This window comes from Enterobacter sp. JJBC, assembly GCF_036936505.1.
Lineage (GTDB): Bacteria > Pseudomonadota > Gammaproteobacteria > Enterobacterales > Enterobacteriaceae > Enterobacter > Enterobacter hormaechei_C.
In genome coordinates this window covers 3,731,924-3,746,697 of sequence record NZ_CP136935.1, presented here as the reverse complement: position 1 = coordinate 3,746,697, position 14,774 = coordinate 3,731,924, and the positions used below count along the sequence as shown (strand labels likewise).

Here is a 14,774-nt window from a genome sequence, read left to right as displayed (position 1 = left end):
AGAGTGTTTATGTCTGAAGAAAAGAAAGGTCAGCAGTATCTCGCCGCGTTGCATCAGGCTTTCCCGGGCGTGGTGCTGGAGGAGTCCTGGCAAACCAAAGACCAGATCACCGTCACCATTAAGGTGAACTATCTGCCGGAAGTGGTGGAGTTTCTCTACTACCAGCAGGGCGGCTGGCTGTCGGTGTTGTTCGGTAACGACGAGCGCCAGCTGTGCGGCAGTTACGCGGTGTACTACGTGATGTCGATGGAGCAGGGCGAGAAGTGCTGGATCACCGTGCGCGTCGAAGTCGACCCGAATAAACCGGAATACCCGTCCGTCACGCCGCGCGTGCCCGCCGCCGTCTGGGGCGAGCGCGAAGTGCGCGACATGTACGGCCTGGTGCCGGTTGGCCTGCCTGACGAGCGTCGCCTGGTGCTGCCGGACGACTGGCCGGATGAACTCTATCCGCTGCGCAAGGACAGCATGGACTACCGCCAGCGCCCGGCCCCGACCACCGACAGCGAAACCTACGAGTTCATCAACGAGCTGGGCAGCAAGAAGAATAACGTGGTGCCGATTGGCCCGCTGCACGTTACCTCTGACGAACCGGGCCACTTCCGCCTGTTCGTCGACGGCGAGAACATTATCGACGCCGACTACCGCCTGTTCTACGTCCACCGCGGCATGGAGAAGCTGGCGGAGACCCGCATGGGCTACAACGAAGTCACGTTTCTTTCTGACCGCGTGTGCGGCATCTGCGGCTTTGCCCACAGCACCGCCTACACCACCTCGGTGGAAAACGGCATGGGGATCGTGGTGCCGGAACGCGCGCAGATGATCCGCGCCATTCTGCTGGAGGTGGAGCGCCTGCACTCGCACCTGCTGAACCTCGGCCTGGCCTGCCATTTCGTCGGCTTTGACTCCGGGTTTATGCAGTTCTTCCGCGTGCGCGAGGCGTCGATGAAGATGGCGGAGATCCTTACCGGGGCGCGTAAAACCTACGGCCTGAACCTGATCGGCGGGATCCGCCGCGACCTGCTGAAAGACGACATGATCCAGACCCGCCAGCTGGCGCAGCAGATGCGCCGGGACGTGCAGGAGCTGGTGGATATGCTGCTCAGCACGCCCAACATTGAGCAGCGCACCGTCGGGATTGGTCGTCTTGACCCGGAAATCGCCCGCGACTTCAGTAACGTTGGTCCGATGGTGCGCGCCAGCGGCCACGCCCGCGATACCCGCGCCGATCACCCGTTCGTCGGCTACGGCCTGCTGCCGATGACCGTGCACAGCGAGCAGGGCTGCGACGTCATCTCCCGTCTGAAGGTGCGCATCAACGAGGTGTTCACCGCGCTGAACATGATCGACTTTGGTCTGGACAACCTGCCGGGCGGCCCGCTGATGGTGGAAGGCTTCACCTACATTCCAAACCGCTTTGCCCTCGGCTTTGCCGAAGCGCCGCGCGGGGACGACATCCACTGGAGCATGACCGGCGACAACCAGAAGCTCTACCGCTGGCGCTGCCGTGCGGCGACCTACGCCAACTGGCCAACCCTGCGCTACATGCTGCGCGGCAACACGGTCTCTGACGCGCCGCTGATCATCGGCAGCCTCGACCCGTGTTACTCCTGCACCGACCGCATGACCGTCGTGGACGTGCGCAAGAAGAAAAGCCAGGTGGTGCCGTACAAAGAGCTTGAGCGCTACAGCATCGAACGTAAGAACTCGCCGCTGAAATAAGGATTCGCCATGTTTACCTTCATCAAAAAAGTGATCAAAACCGGCGCGCAGACCAGCAGTTATCCGCTGGAGCCGATCCCGGTGGATAAAAACTTTCGCGGCAAGCCGGAGCACAACCCGCAGCAGTGCATCGGCTGCGCGGCCTGCGTCAACGCTTGCCCTTCGAATGCCTTAACGGTGGAAACGGACCTGAAAACCGGCGAGCTGGCCTGGCAGTTTAACCTCGGGCGCTGCATCTTCTGCGGCCGCTGCGAGGAGGTCTGCCCGACGGTGGCCATTCGCCTGTCTCAGGAGTACGGGCTGGCGGTGTGGAAAAAAGAGGACTTCCTCCAGCAGTCGCGCTTTGCGCTGTGCAACTGCCGCGTCTGCAAGCGTCCGTTCGCCGTGCAAAAAGAGATCGACTACGCCATCGCGCTGCTGAAGCACAACGGCGACGTCCGCGCGGAGCATCACCGTGAAAGCTTCGAAACCTGCCCGGAGTGCAAGCGTCAGAAATGCCTGCTGCCGTCTGACCGCATCGATTTAACCCGCCATATGAGAGAGGCCAGCTGATGGAAAACTTACTCGGCCCGCGCGACGCTAACGGCATTCCGGTGCCGATGACGGTGGACGAATCCATCGCCAGCATGAAGGCGTCGCTGCTGAAAAAAATCAAACGCTCGGCCTACGTCTACCGCGTGGACTGCGGCGGCTGCAACGGCTGCGAGATCGAGATCTTCGCCACGCTGTCACCGCTGTTTGACGCCGAGCGCTTCGGCATCAAAGTGGTGCCGTCTCCGCGCCATGCGGACATTCTGCTGTTTACCGGGGCCGTCACCCGCGCCATGCGATCCCCCGCGCTGCGCGCCTGGCAGTCCGCGCCGGACCCGAAAATCTGCATCTCGTACGGTGCCTGCGGCAACAGCGGCGGCATCTTCCACGACCTGTACTGCGTCTGGGGCGGCACCGACAAAATCGTGCCGGTGGACGTCTACATTCCGGGCTGCCCGCCGACGCCCGCCGCCACGCTGTACGGTTTTGCCATGGCGCTCGGCCTGCTGGAGCAGAAAATCCACGCCCGCGAGCCGGGCGAGCTGGACAACCAGCCTGCCGCCATTCTGCACCCGGACATGGTGCAGCCGCTGCGGGTGAAGGTTGACCGCAAGGCGCGGAAACTGGCGGGCTATCGCTATGGCCGCCAGATTGCCGACGATTATCTGCGCCTGCTGAGCCAGGGCGACCATCAGGTGGCGCGCTGGCTGGAGGCGGAAAACGATCCGCGACTCAATGAGATCGTGGCGAACCTGAACAGCATCGTGGATGAGGCGCGTATCCGATGAGTGAAACGGTGGTGTTCAGCCAGCTGAGCCGTAAGTTTATTGATGAGAACGACGCCACGCCGGCTGCGGCGCAGCAGGTGGTCTATTACAGCCTGGCGATTGGGCACCACCTCGGGGTGATCGACTGCCTGGAGGCGGCGCTGAGCTGCCCGTGGGCCGATTACCTGGCTTGGATCGCCACGCTGGAGGAGGGCAGCACGGCGCGGCGCAAGATGGAGGGCGTGCCGAAATACGGCGAGATCGTCATCGATGCCAACCACATTGCGATGCTCGCCAACGCCTTTGACGAGGCGCTGAGCAGGCAAACCCCCGAGCAGCAGGCGTGGAGCAAAACGCTGCTTAGCATGCTGCACGATATTCATCAGGAGAGTGCCATCTACCTGATGGTGAGGAGATTACGTGACTGACGTTTTACTGTGTGTCGGCAACAGCATGATGGGCGACGACGGCGCGGGTCCGCTGCTGGCGGAACTGTGCGCCGCAAACCCGCCGGGCAGCTGGGTGGTGATTGACGGCGGCAGCGCGCCGGAAAACGACGTGGTGGCCATTCGCGAGCTGCGCCCGGACAGACTGTTAATCGTTGATGCCACCGATATGGGGCTCAACCCCGGTGAGATCCGCCTGATTGACCCGGACGACATCGCCGAAATGTTTATGATGACGACGCACAATATGCCGCTGAACTACCTGGTCGATCAGATTAAAGACGACGTGGGTGAGGTGCTGTTTTTGGGGATTCAGCCGGACATTGTCGGGTTTTATTACCCGATGACGCAGCCGGTGAAAGAGGCGGTGGACGTGGTCTATTCACGGCTTGCCGGGTGGGTTGGGGATGGGGGATTTTCTCAGCTCTGAGCAGTGCCGGGTGGCGGCTTCGCCTTACCCGGCCTACCAAACCCATCCCCCTCTCCCTGTGGGAGAGGGCTGGGGTGAGGGCAACAGGCTACTCCAGATCCCCCCCGTTACTCGCAATCACCTTCTTATACCACCAGAATGATTTCTTGCGCTTGCGGTCCAGCGTGCCGTTCCCGGCGTCGTCCCGGTCGACGTACACAAACCCGTAGCGCTTGCTCATTTCCCCCGTTGAGGCCGAGACAAGGTCAATGCAGCCCCAGGTGGTGTAGCCCAGCAGCGGTACGCCGTCCTCAATCGCATCAGCCATCGCGCGAATATGCTCGCGCAGGTAGCTGATTCGGTAGTCGTCGTTGATCTCGCCGTTTTCATCAATGACGTCCTTCGCTCCAAGGCCGTTTTCCACCAGGAACAGCGGCTTCTGGTAGCGGTCGTACATCATGTTCATGGTGATGCGCAGGCCGAGCGGGTCAATGCCCCAGCCCCATTCGCTCACCTGAATATGCGGGTTGCGCAGGGACTTCACGATGTTCGCCGCGCTGGTGTTGCCCGCGTTCATGTCCGCCGACGCGCAGCGCGAGGCGTAATAGCTGAACGAGACAAAGTCGACGGTGTTTTTTAAAAGTTCGTCGTCGCCGGGATCTTTCACAATCACCACGCCTTTTTCGCGGAACACGCGGGCAGAGTAGGCCGGATAGCTGCCGCGCGCCTGCACGTCGATAAAGAACAGGTTCTCGCGGTCTTTCTCCAGCGCCATCCACACGTCTTCCGGCTTGCAGGAGTACGGGTAGAAATTGCCGCCCGCCAGCATGCAGCCGACCTGGTTTTCCGGGTTCACCTCGTGGGCAATTTTGGTCGCCAGCGCGCTCGCCACCAGCTCGTGGTGCGCGGCCTGGTATTTCACCTGATCTTCGTTTTCACCTTCTTCAAATACCAGCCCCGCGCCGGAGAACGGGCTGTGCAGCATGATGTTGATTTCGTTGAAGGTCAGCCAGTATTTCACCAGCCCGTTAAACGCCTCGAAGCAGGTGCGGGCGTAGCGGGCGAAGAAATCCACCATCTTACGGTTGCGCCAGGAGCCGTACTCCGTGACCAGGTGCATCGGCACGTCGAAGTGGCAGAGCGTCACCAGCGGCTCGATGTTGTACTTTTTACACTCCTCGAACACCGCGCGGTAGAAGGCAATGCCTTCCTGATTCGGCAGCGGTTCGTCGCCGTTCGGGTAGAGGCGGCTCCAGGCAATCGAGGTGCGGAACACCGTAAAGCCCATCTCCGCCATCAGGGCAATGTCTTCTTTGTAGCGATGGTAAAAATCAATCGCCTCGTGGCTCGGGTAGAATTCGTCGTCCCGCAACGAAAACCGTTTTTCCTTGCCGACTTTTACCGCCAGACGGTTTGCGCCGTGGGGGATCATGTCGACCGTCGTCAGTCCTTTGCCGCCTTCACGGTAAGCCCCTTCACTCTGGTTGGCGGCAAGCGCGCCGCCCCATAAAAATCCTTGTGGAAAAACAGACATTCTTACCTCGCTTTCAGTTTATGCTTCTGCTGCTTTGTTCTGTACCGGTGCGGTTTGCAGGGCGCGTGCTTTTTCGGCTTCGTCTTCTACCGGGATATCCTCAAACCCTAACAGCAGGGTTAGCACAAACGACAGCACTACCGCCAGACCCATCACGCCAAACACCCAGACGATGGTCATCGGGTTGGCCGGGTCGAAGAACTGCACGCTGGTAAACAGCCCCGGCGCCGCCATCGAGTGGCTGGCAAGGCCTGCCATGCCAGCCACCGCGCCGCAGATAAAGCCGCTGATCAGGCTCGCAATCAGCGGACGCTTCAGGCGTACCGCTACGCCGTACAGGGCCGGTTCAGAGATCCCCGCCATGATGGCGGAGGCCGCCGCGGCCAGCGCCGTCTGGCGCAGCTCCGGATTTTTGGTTTTCCACGCCACCGCCAGCGACGAACCGCCGAGCGACAGGTTGGCGCCGATCTCCGACGGCATCACCATCCCTTCTTTGCCCGTTTCGGCAATGGTCTGGATGATGGTCGGCGTAAACACGCGGTGCATCCCGGTCATCACCAGCAGCGGCCACAGCGCGCCCATAATGGCAACGGAGAGCCAGCCCAGATAGCCGTGAATGGTGTAGACCAGCGCGGAGATGGCGCTGCCGATCCAGATCCCGAGCGGGCCAATCAGTACGATGGCGAGCGGGGCGGCAATCAGCACGATCAGCATCGGCTTGAGGAAGTTTTTGGTCACCGCCGGGGTAATGCGATCCACCCAGCGTTCGATGTATGACAGGCACCAGGTCATCACCAGGGCGGGGATCACCGTGTAGGTGTATTTCACCGCCGTCACCGGAATGAAGGCGAACTCAACGTGCTCGCCCTGCGCGGCTTTCGCCATCAGCTCGATAAAGCTCGGGTGAACCAGAACGCCCGCGATGGCGATTGCCAGCGACATGTTGGTTTTGAACTTCACCGCCGCGGACGCCGCCACCATCAGCGGCAGGAAGAAGAACGCGCCATCGCCGATAACGGTCAGGATCGTCAGCGTCGGGTCGCCTTTGCCCAGCACGCCGGTCATCTCAAGGATCATCGCCAGCAGCTTGACCATCGACCCGCCGATGATCGCCGGGATCAGCGGAGACATGGTGCCGATCAGCGCGTCGAGGATCCCGGCGCCAATCCGGCGCAGCGTGAGCTTCTGTGGACCTTCCGCTACGGCAGGTTGCAGGTTAGCGGGCAGCAGGCTCACCACTTCACGGTATGCCTGGGACACGGTGTTGCCGATGATCACCTGACACTGGTTGTCGTTGCGCACCACGCCGAGCACGCCGCTGATGCTTTTCAGGCGTGCGGCGTCGGTGAGACTTTCGTCTTTCAGGACGAAGCGCAGTCGCGTCATACAGTGGGTGACGGCGACGATGTTCTCTTTGCCGCCCAGCGCGCTAACGACGTCGGTCGCCAGCGCAGCGTAATTTTTTGCCATCGGATGTGATCCTGTTATCGTTGTGTGAAATGTAGGAAACCGGTTTCACATAATCATCATGAGTTTCTTTTAATGAAACAAGACCACTTTTTATGCATTTTTTCGTTTCGTGATGACGATCACTCGTGGCCGTAAAAAGCGTGATAACGCCGCTGCGACAATTTTTCTGCGGTGCAGTACACTGCGCCCATCAGGTTCAGACGGAATAATAATATGACCACGATGCTGGAAGTGGCGAAGCGGGCAGGCGTATCAAAAGCGACGGTCTCCCGGGTACTGTCGGGGAACGGTTACGTCAGCCAGGAGACGAAAGACCGCGTGTTTCAGGCCATCGAAGAGAGCGGGTATCGCCCCAATCTGCTGGCGCGAAACCTGGCGACCAAACGCACCCAGACTCTGGGGCTGGTGGTGACGAACACCCTGTACCATGGGGTCTACTTTAGCGAGCTGCTGTTTAACGCCGCGCGGATGACGGAAGAGAAGGGGCGTCAGCTGATCCTGGCGGACGGCAAGCACAGCGCCGAAGAGGAGCGCGAGGCGATCCAGTACCTGCTCGACATGCGCTGCGACGCGGTAATCATCTATCCGCGTTTTCTGAGCGTGGAAGCGCTGGACGAGATCATTGAGAAATGCGAGCAGCCGATCATGGTGCTCAACCGCCGTTTGCGGAAAAACAGCAGTCACAGCGTCTGGTCCGATCATAAAGCGTCGTGTCAGGACGCGGTATCGCAGCTGATTGAGAAAGGCCACCGGGAGATTGCGTTTATCACCGGTTCGCTGGATTCCCCCACCGGGGTGGAGCGTCTTTCCGGCTACAAGGACGCGCTGGCGCAGCACGGGATTGCAGTTCGCGACGCGCTGATCGCCGAAGGGAAGTGGAACCCGGCCAGCGGCGCGGCGGCGGTCTCTCAGTTGCTCACCCGCGGCGAAACGTTTACCGCGCTGGTGGCGAGTAACGACGACATGGCGATTGGCGCCATCAGGCAGCTGCACGAGAGCGGCGTCTCCACGCCGGGCGCAGTGTCCGTCATCGGCTTTGACGATGTGGCAATCGCGCCCTATATCGTGCCGTCCCTCTCCAGCGTGCGTATTCCAGTAACGGAGATGATTCAGGAGACCATCAGCCGTATGATTTTCATGCTCGACGGCGGTGAGTTTAAGCCTCAGCAAACCTTTTCCGGCGAGCTTATCCTGCGCGGCTCCGTCATTGACGGCCCGCATCGCTGACGTCGACATCTGTCATCGTCACTAATGACGATGACAGATCCTTCTCTTTTAAATTTCCCTATAAAATCAATTCATTAAATATTGGCACGGTTTATGAATAGCTTCGCGCATAACAGTTATGCCGGAGAAGCAGATGAACCGTTTTATTATGGCCGATGCCAGCAAATGCATTGGTTGCCGTACCTGTGAAGTGGCGTGCGTGGTGTCCCATCAGGCAGAGCAGGATTGCGCCTCTCTCACCCCTGATACCTTCCTGCCGCGCATCCACGTCATTAAAGGCGTGAATATTTCTACCGCCGCTATCTGTCGCCAGTGCGAAGACGCGCCGTGCGCCAACGTCTGTCCGAACGGGGCGATTAAGCGCGAGAAAGGCTTCGTGCATGTGATGCAGGAGCGCTGCATCGGGTGCAAAACCTGTGTGGTGGCGTGTCCGTATGGCGCGATGGAGGTGGTGGTTCGCCCGGTGGTGCGCAACAGCGGTATCGGGCTGAGCGTACGCGCGGAGAAAGCCGAAGCCAATAAATGTGACCTCTGCTACCACCGCGATGCTGGTCCGGCGTGTATGGAAGCCTGTCCGACGCATGCGCTGGTCTGCGTCGATCGCGACAAGCTCGAACAGATGAGCGCCGAAAAACGCCGCCGCGCGGCGTTCGACACCTCGTCATCGCTGCTGTTTTAAGCTGCAATGCGCGTTAATGGCGTACAGCTTCGGGTGCGCGGCAAGGTGCAGGGGGTAGGATTTCGTCCCTTCGTCTGGCAGCTTGCGCACCAGCTGGGGCTGGCAGGCGACGTCTGCAACGACGGAGAGGGTGTCCTGGTGCGTCTCGCGGGCAGTGGGGGTGACTTTACCGCGAGACTGCGCCAGGACTGCCCACCGCTTGCGCGCATCGATCGCGTTGAAACGCAGCCGTTCAGCTGGACGACGCTGCCGGACGAGTTTGTCATCCGCCACAGCGAGAGCGGGGCGATGGACACGCAAATCGTCCCGGATGCCGCCACCTGTCCCGCATGCCTGGCGGAGATGCGCGATCCCCGCGAACGTCGCTACCGCTACCCGTTTATCAACTGCACCCACTGCGGGCCGCGGTTTACCATTATCCGCGCCATGCCCTATGACCGCCCGGCCACGTCAATGGCGCCATTCCCGCTCTGTGTGCCCTGTGAAACGGAGTACCGCAACCCGGCTGACCGGCGTTTTCACGCCCAGCCGGTGGCCTGCCCGGACTGCGGACCGCAGCTGGAGTGGCGAGCCGGGGAGGCTGCTGCCACCCGCGAATCGGCGTTAAGCGCGGCGGTGGCGATGCTGAAAGGCGGCGGGATTGTGGCGGTCAAAGGGCTGGGCGGTTTTCACCTGGTCTGCGACGCGCTTAACCCGCAGGCGGTTCGGAAATTACGGGCACGCAAGCAGCGCCCGACCAGGCCGCTGGCGGTGATGATCCCGCATGCGGACGATCTGCCGGAGGCCATCCAGACGCTGTTACGTGCACCCGCTGCGCCGATTGTGCTGACGCCAAAAGCCTGCCTTCCTGCGTTTCCTGAGGAGATTGCGCCGGGGCTGGATACGGTTGGCGTGATGCTGCCTGCGAACCCGCTCCAGCATTTGCTGATGCTGGACTGCCAGCGCCCGCTGGTGATGACCTCCGGCAACCTCAGCGGCCATCCACCCGTCATAAGCAACCAGCAGGCGCTGGAAGAACTCAGTGACATCGCTGATGGCTTCCTGCTGCACAACCGCGAAATCCTGCAACGGATGGATGATTCAGTGATGGACCAGGAGGGCACGATGCTGCGTCGCGCACGCGGTTTTGTGCCGGATGCCATCACATTGCCCGCCGGATTCCGCGACATCCCGCCCATGTTATGCACCGGCGCGGAGATGAAAAACACCTTCAGCCTGGTGCGTGGCAACCAGGCGGTGCTGAGCCAGCATTTTGGCGATCTGAGCGACGAGGGGGTAGAGGCGCAGTGGCGCAGCGCGCTCTCGACGATGCAGGAGATCTACGCTTTCCAGCCAGAGCGTGTGGTGTGCGATGCCCATCCGGGATATCACGCCCGACAGTGGGCCCGGACGCAGGCGCTGCCCGTTGAGACCGTGCTGCATCATCATGCGCATGCGGCAGCGTGTCTGGCGGAGAACGGCTGGCCGCTCGACGGCGGGGATGTTATTGCCCTGACGCTGGACGGGATCGGCATGGGCGAGAACGGCGCGCTGTGGGGCGCCGAGTGCCTGCGGGTGAACTATCGCGACTGCGAACGGCTGGGCGGTCTGCCAGCCGTTGCGCTGCCGGGGGGCGATCTGGCGGCAAAACAGCCGTGGCGCAATTTGCTCGCCCACTGTCTGGCGTTCGTACCTGACTGGCAGCAGTACCCGGAAACTGAGGTGGTACAGCGTCAAAACTGGCCGCTGCTGGCAACGGCGGTGTCGCGCGGTATCAATGCGCCGCGGGCCTCCTCCTGTGGTCGTCTGTTCGACGCCGTGGCCTGTGCGCTGGGCATTGAAACGCAACGCTATGAGGGCGAAGCCGCGTGCCGGCTGGAGGCGCTGGCCGAACGCTGTGCAGGGGTTGATCATCCGGTGACGCTCCAGACGGATAACCTTGCGCTGTTCTGGCAGCAGTGGCTGGCCTGGCGGGCGGAGCCCGGCGAGCGCGCCTGGGCCTTTCACGATGCGCTGGCAAAAGGGCTGAGCGAACTGGCGGCAACGCATGCCCGCCGACGGTCGCTCTCTACGGTGTGCTTCAGCGGCGGCGTCCTTCACAACCGCCTGCTGCGCGCGCGCCTTCGTCATTACCTTTCTGATTTCACGCTTCTTTTTCCTTCGCGCCTGCCCGCAGGTGACGGAGCGATCTCCTTCGGGCAGGCGGTGGTTGCTGCCGCCCGATCATGTTTACAAAGGACTTAAAATGTTACGACTGTTACACAATGAACCTCGTGCAGCGTGCCTGCTGCTGGCTCTCGGGATGGCTAACCTGCTGGCCTGGGGGCTGGCGTGGCACACCTTTAGCGACAGTACGGCGCTGATGGCGGCCAGCCTGCTGGCCTGGTGTTACGGACTGCGTCATGCGGTGGATGCCGACCATATCGCCGCGATTGATACCGTGACGCGTAAGATGATGCAGCAGGGCAAGCGCCCGTCCGGCGTGGGCGCATGGTTTTCCCTCGGACACTCCACCATCGTGGTGCTGGCCTCCATTGCTATCGCCGCTACCGCCACGGCGTTTCAGAAAAACATGGCATGGTTCCACGAAACCGGCAGCCTGATTGGCACCGCCGTCTCCGCCACCTTCCTGCTGGCGATGGCGCTGGTGAATATGGTGATCCTGCGCGGCGTCTGGCGCAGTTTTCAGGCACTGAAACACGGCAAGCCGGCGCAGGGCGACATCACGCTGCCTGCACAGGGTGGCATCATGAACTGGCTGTTCGGCAAAACCTTCCGCCTCGTCAATAAAAGCTGGCAGATGTACCTGGTCGGTTTCCTGTTTGGCCTCGGCTTTGACACGGCCACCGAAATCGGCGTGCTGGGGATCTCCGCCGCCAGCGCCTCCAGCGGGATGTCGGTGTGGTCGATCATGATCTTCCCGGCGCTCTTCGCCAGCGGCATGGCGCTGGTGGATACGCTCGATAACCTGCTGATGGTGGGTGCCTACGGCTGGGCGTTTAACAAACCGCAGCGCAAGCTGTACTACAACATGACCATCACCGGCACTTCGGTGGTGGTGGCGCTGTTTATCGGCGGCCTGGAAGCGCTGGGTCTGCTGATGGACAAGTTCTCCCTCAGCGGCGGCGTGTGGGATCTGATTGGCGCGGTGAACGATAACCTGGGCGATGCCGGATTTGTGGTGGTCGGGCTGTTTGTCGCCTGCTGGCTGATCTCGATGGCGAACTATCGCTGGCGCGGTTATGACGCGCTGGTGGTGCGCTCCTGACGCTGAAAGGGTAGCCATAAAAAAAGCCCCGGGACATCGGGGCGGTGGACAATAAAATCCAAAGGTTAAGTAAGCGTGGCAGTACTGTAGGCCGGGTAAGCGGAGCGCCACCCGGCATGACGAGGGTTAAGCAGGTAATGATTTCAGCAGCGCGAAGGCCTCCTTCATTCTGTCTTCGCTGACCACAAAGGCGCGCATCTGACCGGCAGTATCGGTGCCGCGCGCCACCATGCCCTGAGGCGAAAGGACAATCTCCCAGTCCAGATCCTGACGCTGCGTTTCACCTGCGAGATGCAGCGGTAGTTCCGGCGTTTTTACCTTCACCAGCATGGCGGGTAATTTCACCGGGGCGTTGCCGCCGAGCAGGTTTTTCGCCAGGAACATGGCGCTTAACTGAATCGGTTGCAGGAACGGCAGCACCTGGCCGTTAATTTCCGCGCAGTCGCCCAGGGCATAAATGTCCGGCTGGGTGGTTTGCAGGTAGCTGTCCACCTTCACGCCGCGATTGATCTCTGCGCCCGCGCGGTGCGCCAGCGCGGTTTCCGGGCGCAACCCCGTCGCCGCAATTACCACATCCACTTCCACGCTGCGGTTGCGGTCGAGTGTCGTACAAATGCCGGTTTCGGTTTTGCTCAGGCTCTGCAACTGCGATTTCAGCAGCAGATGCACGCCCATGTCGGTCAGACGATGCTGTAAGCGACTGCTTACTTCTGCCGGCATCAGCGCTGACAGAATGCTGGCCGCGTGGTCAACCAGGGTGACGGATTTTCCCGCCCGGCAGAAGTCCATCGCCAGCTCGGTGCCAATCAGCCCGCCGCCGACAATCATCACCCGCGTGGCGTCGCGTAACAGGGTCTCGCTGGCCTGATACTCCTGCTGGCTGTTGAGCGTGACCATTAGTTCGCGGCCCTCAACCGGCGGCACAAACGCCGATGCCCCCGTCGCCAGCACCAGCTTGTCGTAGTGCCAGGTTTTATCTTTCGCGTTCACCACGTGGGCGTCGGCGTCGATATCGGTCACCCAGGTGTACGGAAACAGACGCAGGTTAAACTGTTCTGCAAACTCCTCCGCCGTCTGGCGGGTGAGATCGTCGGCGCGCTGATTCTGGCTAATGACGTGGCTTAAATCAGGCTTGTTGTACTCATCCATGCTGTCGGCGGCGATTACCGTCAACGGCACGTTAGCATCCTGTTTGCGGATATTTTTCACCAGCTGGCGGGCGGCAAAGCCCGAGCCGATAATGACGATGCCGTGGCTCATTTTGCCTCCGTTGCCAGTTCATCAAAGACGTCTTTCCCGAGGGAACATTCCGGGCAGAGGAAGTTGTCCGGCACCTCGCTCCATGGCGTACCCGGCGCGACATCCTGCAACGGCTCGCCCAGCTCAGGATCGTAAATCCACTGGCAGACGCTGCACTGCATGCAAGGGCCGAGGTCGGCAGCGGCAGGAGCGGCTTCTGCTACGGCTTCCGGCGCAACAGCCGCGGCGGGTGCGGTTTCCGGCAGTGGCGCAAGCGCCCACTGGCGGGCAATGTCGCGACCGTGCTGGCGACAGATTTCCAGCGCGTCGAGATCCGGACGCCATTTCGCCTTCAGGCTCAGGGACATCTCAAAACCGGCATCCTGTAAACGGGTGGAGAGACGGTCTACCGCGCCGCCGCTCCAGCCGTGTGAACCAAAGGCGCTGGCGCGTTTGTTACGGAAGCGCAGGCCGGTCATCTCTTCCACCAGTCCGGCAATTTTCGGCATCATCACGTTATTCATGGTGGAGGTACCCACCAGCACGCCTTTGGAGCGGAAGACGTTGGTCAATACCTCATTCTTATCGCTGCGCGCCACGTTGAAGATTTTCACCGCCACGTTCGGGTCAACTTCGTTGATGCCCTGGGCAATGGCGTCCGCCATCATGCGGGTGTTGTTGGACATGGTGTCGTAGAAGATCGTAATGCGGTCTTCCTGATAGTCCGCCGCCCACTTCAGGTACAGTTCGACAATCTGGGTTGGATTTTCACGCCATACCACGCCGTGGGAGGTGGCAATCATATCCACCGGCAGGTTGAAGCCGAGGATCTCGGTGATTTTTGGCGTGACCAGACGGCTGAACGGGGTCAGGATGTTGGCGTAGTAGCGTTGGCACTGTTCGAACAGCTCGGTCTGATCCACTTCGTCGTTGAACAGACGTTCGTCGCAGTAGTGCTGGCCGAAGGCGTCGTTACTGAACAGCACCGCGTCACCGGTCATGTAGGTCATCATGCTGTCCGGCCAGTGCAGCATTGGGGTTTCCACGAAGATCAGCTGTTTGCCGTTGCCGATATCCAGCGTGTCGCCGGTTTTCACAGTGTGGAAGTTCCACTCCGGATGGTGGTGGTGGCCGTTGATGGAGTCAATGGCGTTAGTGGTGCAGTAGATCGGGGTATCCGGAATGTGGGACATCAGCTCGGTCAGCGCCCCGGCATGATCCTCTTCCGCGTGGTTGATGATAATGTAGTCGATCTCATTCAGATCGATTTCGCTGCGCAGGTTCTGCACGAACTCGCGGCTGAATTTGTGATCGACGGTATCGATCAGGACGTTTTTACCTTCACGAATGAGATAGCTGTTGTAGCTGCTGCCGCGCAGCGTTTTGTATTCCGTCCCGTGAAAATCACGTACTTCCCAGTCACGTTGACCCACCCAATGAATGTTATTTTTAACCAGAATAGACATAGCAACCTCAACTTAATACGGCGTTTTCAAATAAGATGAC

13 protein-coding genes are annotated in these 14,774 nt (G+C 60.7%); 9 read left to right on the top strand and 4 right to left on the bottom strand.

Annotation, left to right across the window (positions count from 1 at the left end):
• Positions 1-9: 9 nt before the first annotated feature.
• From hycE to hycI, 5 genes are read left to right on the top strand one after another with little or no spacing between them, the layout of a single operon-like run.
• A complete protein-coding gene (hycE, locus tag RY075_RS17985) occupies positions 10-1,719 on the top strand; it encodes a formate hydrogenlyase subunit HycE (protein WP_045894878.1) in 1,710 nt (569 codons plus the stop codon).
• 9 nt (positions 1,720-1,728) lie between these two features.
• On the top strand, positions 1,729-2,271 hold the full coding sequence (locus tag RY075_RS17980) for a formate hydrogenlyase complex iron-sulfur subunit (RefSeq protein ID WP_232967412.1): 543 nt from the start codon (positions 1,729-1,731) through the stop codon (positions 2,269-2,271).
• Entirely contained in the window at positions 2,271-3,038 is a 768-nt protein-coding gene (locus tag RY075_RS17975) for an NADH-quinone oxidoreductase subunit B family protein (RefSeq protein WP_017382799.1), read from the top strand. Before RY075_RS17980 ends, RY075_RS17975 begins: the two co-directional genes overlap by 1 nt.
• Entirely contained in the window at positions 3,035-3,445 is a 411-nt protein-coding gene (locus RY075_RS17970; RefSeq protein ID WP_017382798.1) for a formate hydrogenlyase maturation HycH family protein, read from the top strand. The genes RY075_RS17975 and RY075_RS17970 overlap by 4 nt, the downstream gene beginning before the upstream one ends.
• Positions 3,438-3,893, top strand: a complete 456-nt coding sequence (gene hycI, locus RY075_RS17965) for a hydrogenase maturation peptidase HycI (protein ID WP_017382797.1) — start codon at positions 3,438-3,440, stop codon at positions 3,891-3,893. Before RY075_RS17970 ends, hycI begins: the two co-directional genes overlap by 8 nt.
• Positions 3,894-3,981: 88 nt before the next feature.
• Here hycI and RY075_RS17960 read toward each other — a convergent pair whose 3' ends face one another.
• Both RY075_RS17960 and ascF read right to left on the bottom strand, forming a co-directional pair.
• Positions 3,982-5,406 carry a 6-phospho-beta-glucosidase gene (locus RY075_RS17960; protein ID WP_017382796.1) on the bottom strand — a complete coding sequence of 475 codons (1,425 nt, stop codon included), beginning with the start codon at positions 5,404-5,406 and terminating at the stop codon, positions 3,982-3,984.
• A gap of 18 nt (positions 5,407-5,424) precedes the next feature.
• Positions 5,425-6,876 (bottom strand): PTS cellobiose/arbutin/salicin transporter subunit IIBC, encoded by a 1,452-nt coding sequence (gene ascF / locus RY075_RS17955; RefSeq protein ID WP_017382795.1) that lies wholly within the window; start codon positions 6,874-6,876, stop codon positions 5,425-5,427.
• A 213-nt stretch (positions 6,877-7,089) separates the two neighbouring features.
• Between ascF and RY075_RS17950 the strand changes: the two genes are divergently transcribed.
• From RY075_RS17950 to RY075_RS17935, 4 genes are all read left to right on the top strand, one after another.
• A complete protein-coding gene (locus tag RY075_RS17950) occupies positions 7,090-8,103 on the top strand; it encodes a LacI family DNA-binding transcriptional regulator (RefSeq protein WP_015571683.1) in 1,014 nt (337 codons plus the stop codon).
• Positions 8,104-8,236: 133 nt separating this feature from the next.
• A complete protein-coding gene (gene hydN, locus RY075_RS17945; RefSeq protein WP_017382793.1) occupies positions 8,237-8,782 on the top strand; it encodes an electron transport protein HydN in 546 nt (181 codons plus the stop codon).
• Positions 8,783-8,788: 6 nt separating this feature from the next.
• Complete coding sequence (gene hypF, locus RY075_RS17940; RefSeq protein ID WP_232967411.1) at positions 8,789-11,005, top strand: carbamoyltransferase HypF; 2,217 nt, start codon at positions 8,789-8,791, stop codon at positions 11,003-11,005.
• A gap of 1 nt (position 11,006) precedes the next feature.
• Entirely contained in the window at positions 11,007-12,029 is a 1,023-nt protein-coding gene (locus RY075_RS17935; protein ID WP_232967410.1) for a HoxN/HupN/NixA family nickel/cobalt transporter, read from the top strand.
• A gap of 126 nt (positions 12,030-12,155) precedes the next feature.
• Here RY075_RS17935 and norW read toward each other — a convergent pair whose 3' ends face one another.
• Both norW and norV read right to left on the bottom strand, forming a co-directional pair.
• Positions 12,156-13,289 (bottom strand): NADH:flavorubredoxin reductase NorW, encoded by a 1,134-nt coding sequence (gene norW, locus RY075_RS17930; protein ID WP_325773938.1) that lies wholly within the window; start codon positions 13,287-13,289, stop codon positions 12,156-12,158.
• The gene (gene norV / locus RY075_RS17925; protein ID WP_022651734.1) at positions 13,286-14,734 is read right to left on the bottom strand and encodes an anaerobic nitric oxide reductase flavorubredoxin; all 1,449 of its coding nucleotides are present in this window, start codon (positions 14,732-14,734) and stop codon (positions 13,286-13,288) included. Before norV ends, norW begins: the two co-directional genes overlap by 4 nt.
• Between the last annotated feature and the right edge of the window lie 40 nt (positions 14,735-14,774).

What these genes read in the sequence shown, in the direction of transcription:
- RY075_RS17980 (WP_232967412.1), top strand. Translation starts at nt 1,729, where the DNA reads ATGTTTACCTTCATCAAAAAAGTGATCAAAACCGGCGCGCAGACCAGC.
- hypF (WP_232967411.1), top strand. Translation starts at nt 8,789, where the DNA reads ATGCGCGTTAATGGCGTACAGCTTCGGGTGCGCGGCAAGGTGCAGGGG.
- hycE (WP_045894878.1), top strand. Translation starts at nt 10, where the DNA reads ATGTCTGAAGAAAAGAAAGGTCAGCAGTATCTCGCCGCGTTGCATCAG.
- hydN (WP_017382793.1), top strand. Translation starts at nt 8,237, where the DNA reads ATGAACCGTTTTATTATGGCCGATGCCAGCAAATGCATTGGTTGCCGT.
- RY075_RS17950 (WP_015571683.1), top strand. Translation starts at nt 7,090, where the DNA reads ATGACCACGATGCTGGAAGTGGCGAAGCGGGCAGGCGTATCAAAAGCG.
- ascF (WP_017382795.1), bottom strand. Translation starts at nt 6,876, where the DNA reads ATGGCAAAAAATTACGCTGCGCTGGCGACCGACGTCGTTAGCGCGCTG.
- RY075_RS17935 (WP_232967410.1), top strand. Translation starts at nt 11,007, where the DNA reads ATGTTACGACTGTTACACAATGAACCTCGTGCAGCGTGCCTGCTGCTG.
- RY075_RS17970 (WP_017382798.1), top strand. Translation starts at nt 3,035, where the DNA reads ATGAGTGAAACGGTGGTGTTCAGCCAGCTGAGCCGTAAGTTTATTGAT.
- norV (WP_022651734.1), bottom strand. Translation starts at nt 14,734, where the DNA reads ATGTCTATTCTGGTTAAAAATAACATTCATTGGGTGGGTCAACGTGAC.
- norW (WP_325773938.1), bottom strand. Translation starts at nt 13,289, where the DNA reads ATGAGCCACGGCATCGTCATTATCGGCTCGGGCTTTGCCGCCCGCCAG.
- RY075_RS17960 (WP_017382796.1), bottom strand. Translation starts at nt 5,406, where the DNA reads ATGTCTGTTTTTCCACAAGGATTTTTATGGGGCGGCGCGCTTGCCGCC.
- RY075_RS17975 (WP_017382799.1), top strand. Translation starts at nt 2,271, where the DNA reads ATGGAAAACTTACTCGGCCCGCGCGACGCTAACGGCATTCCGGTGCCG.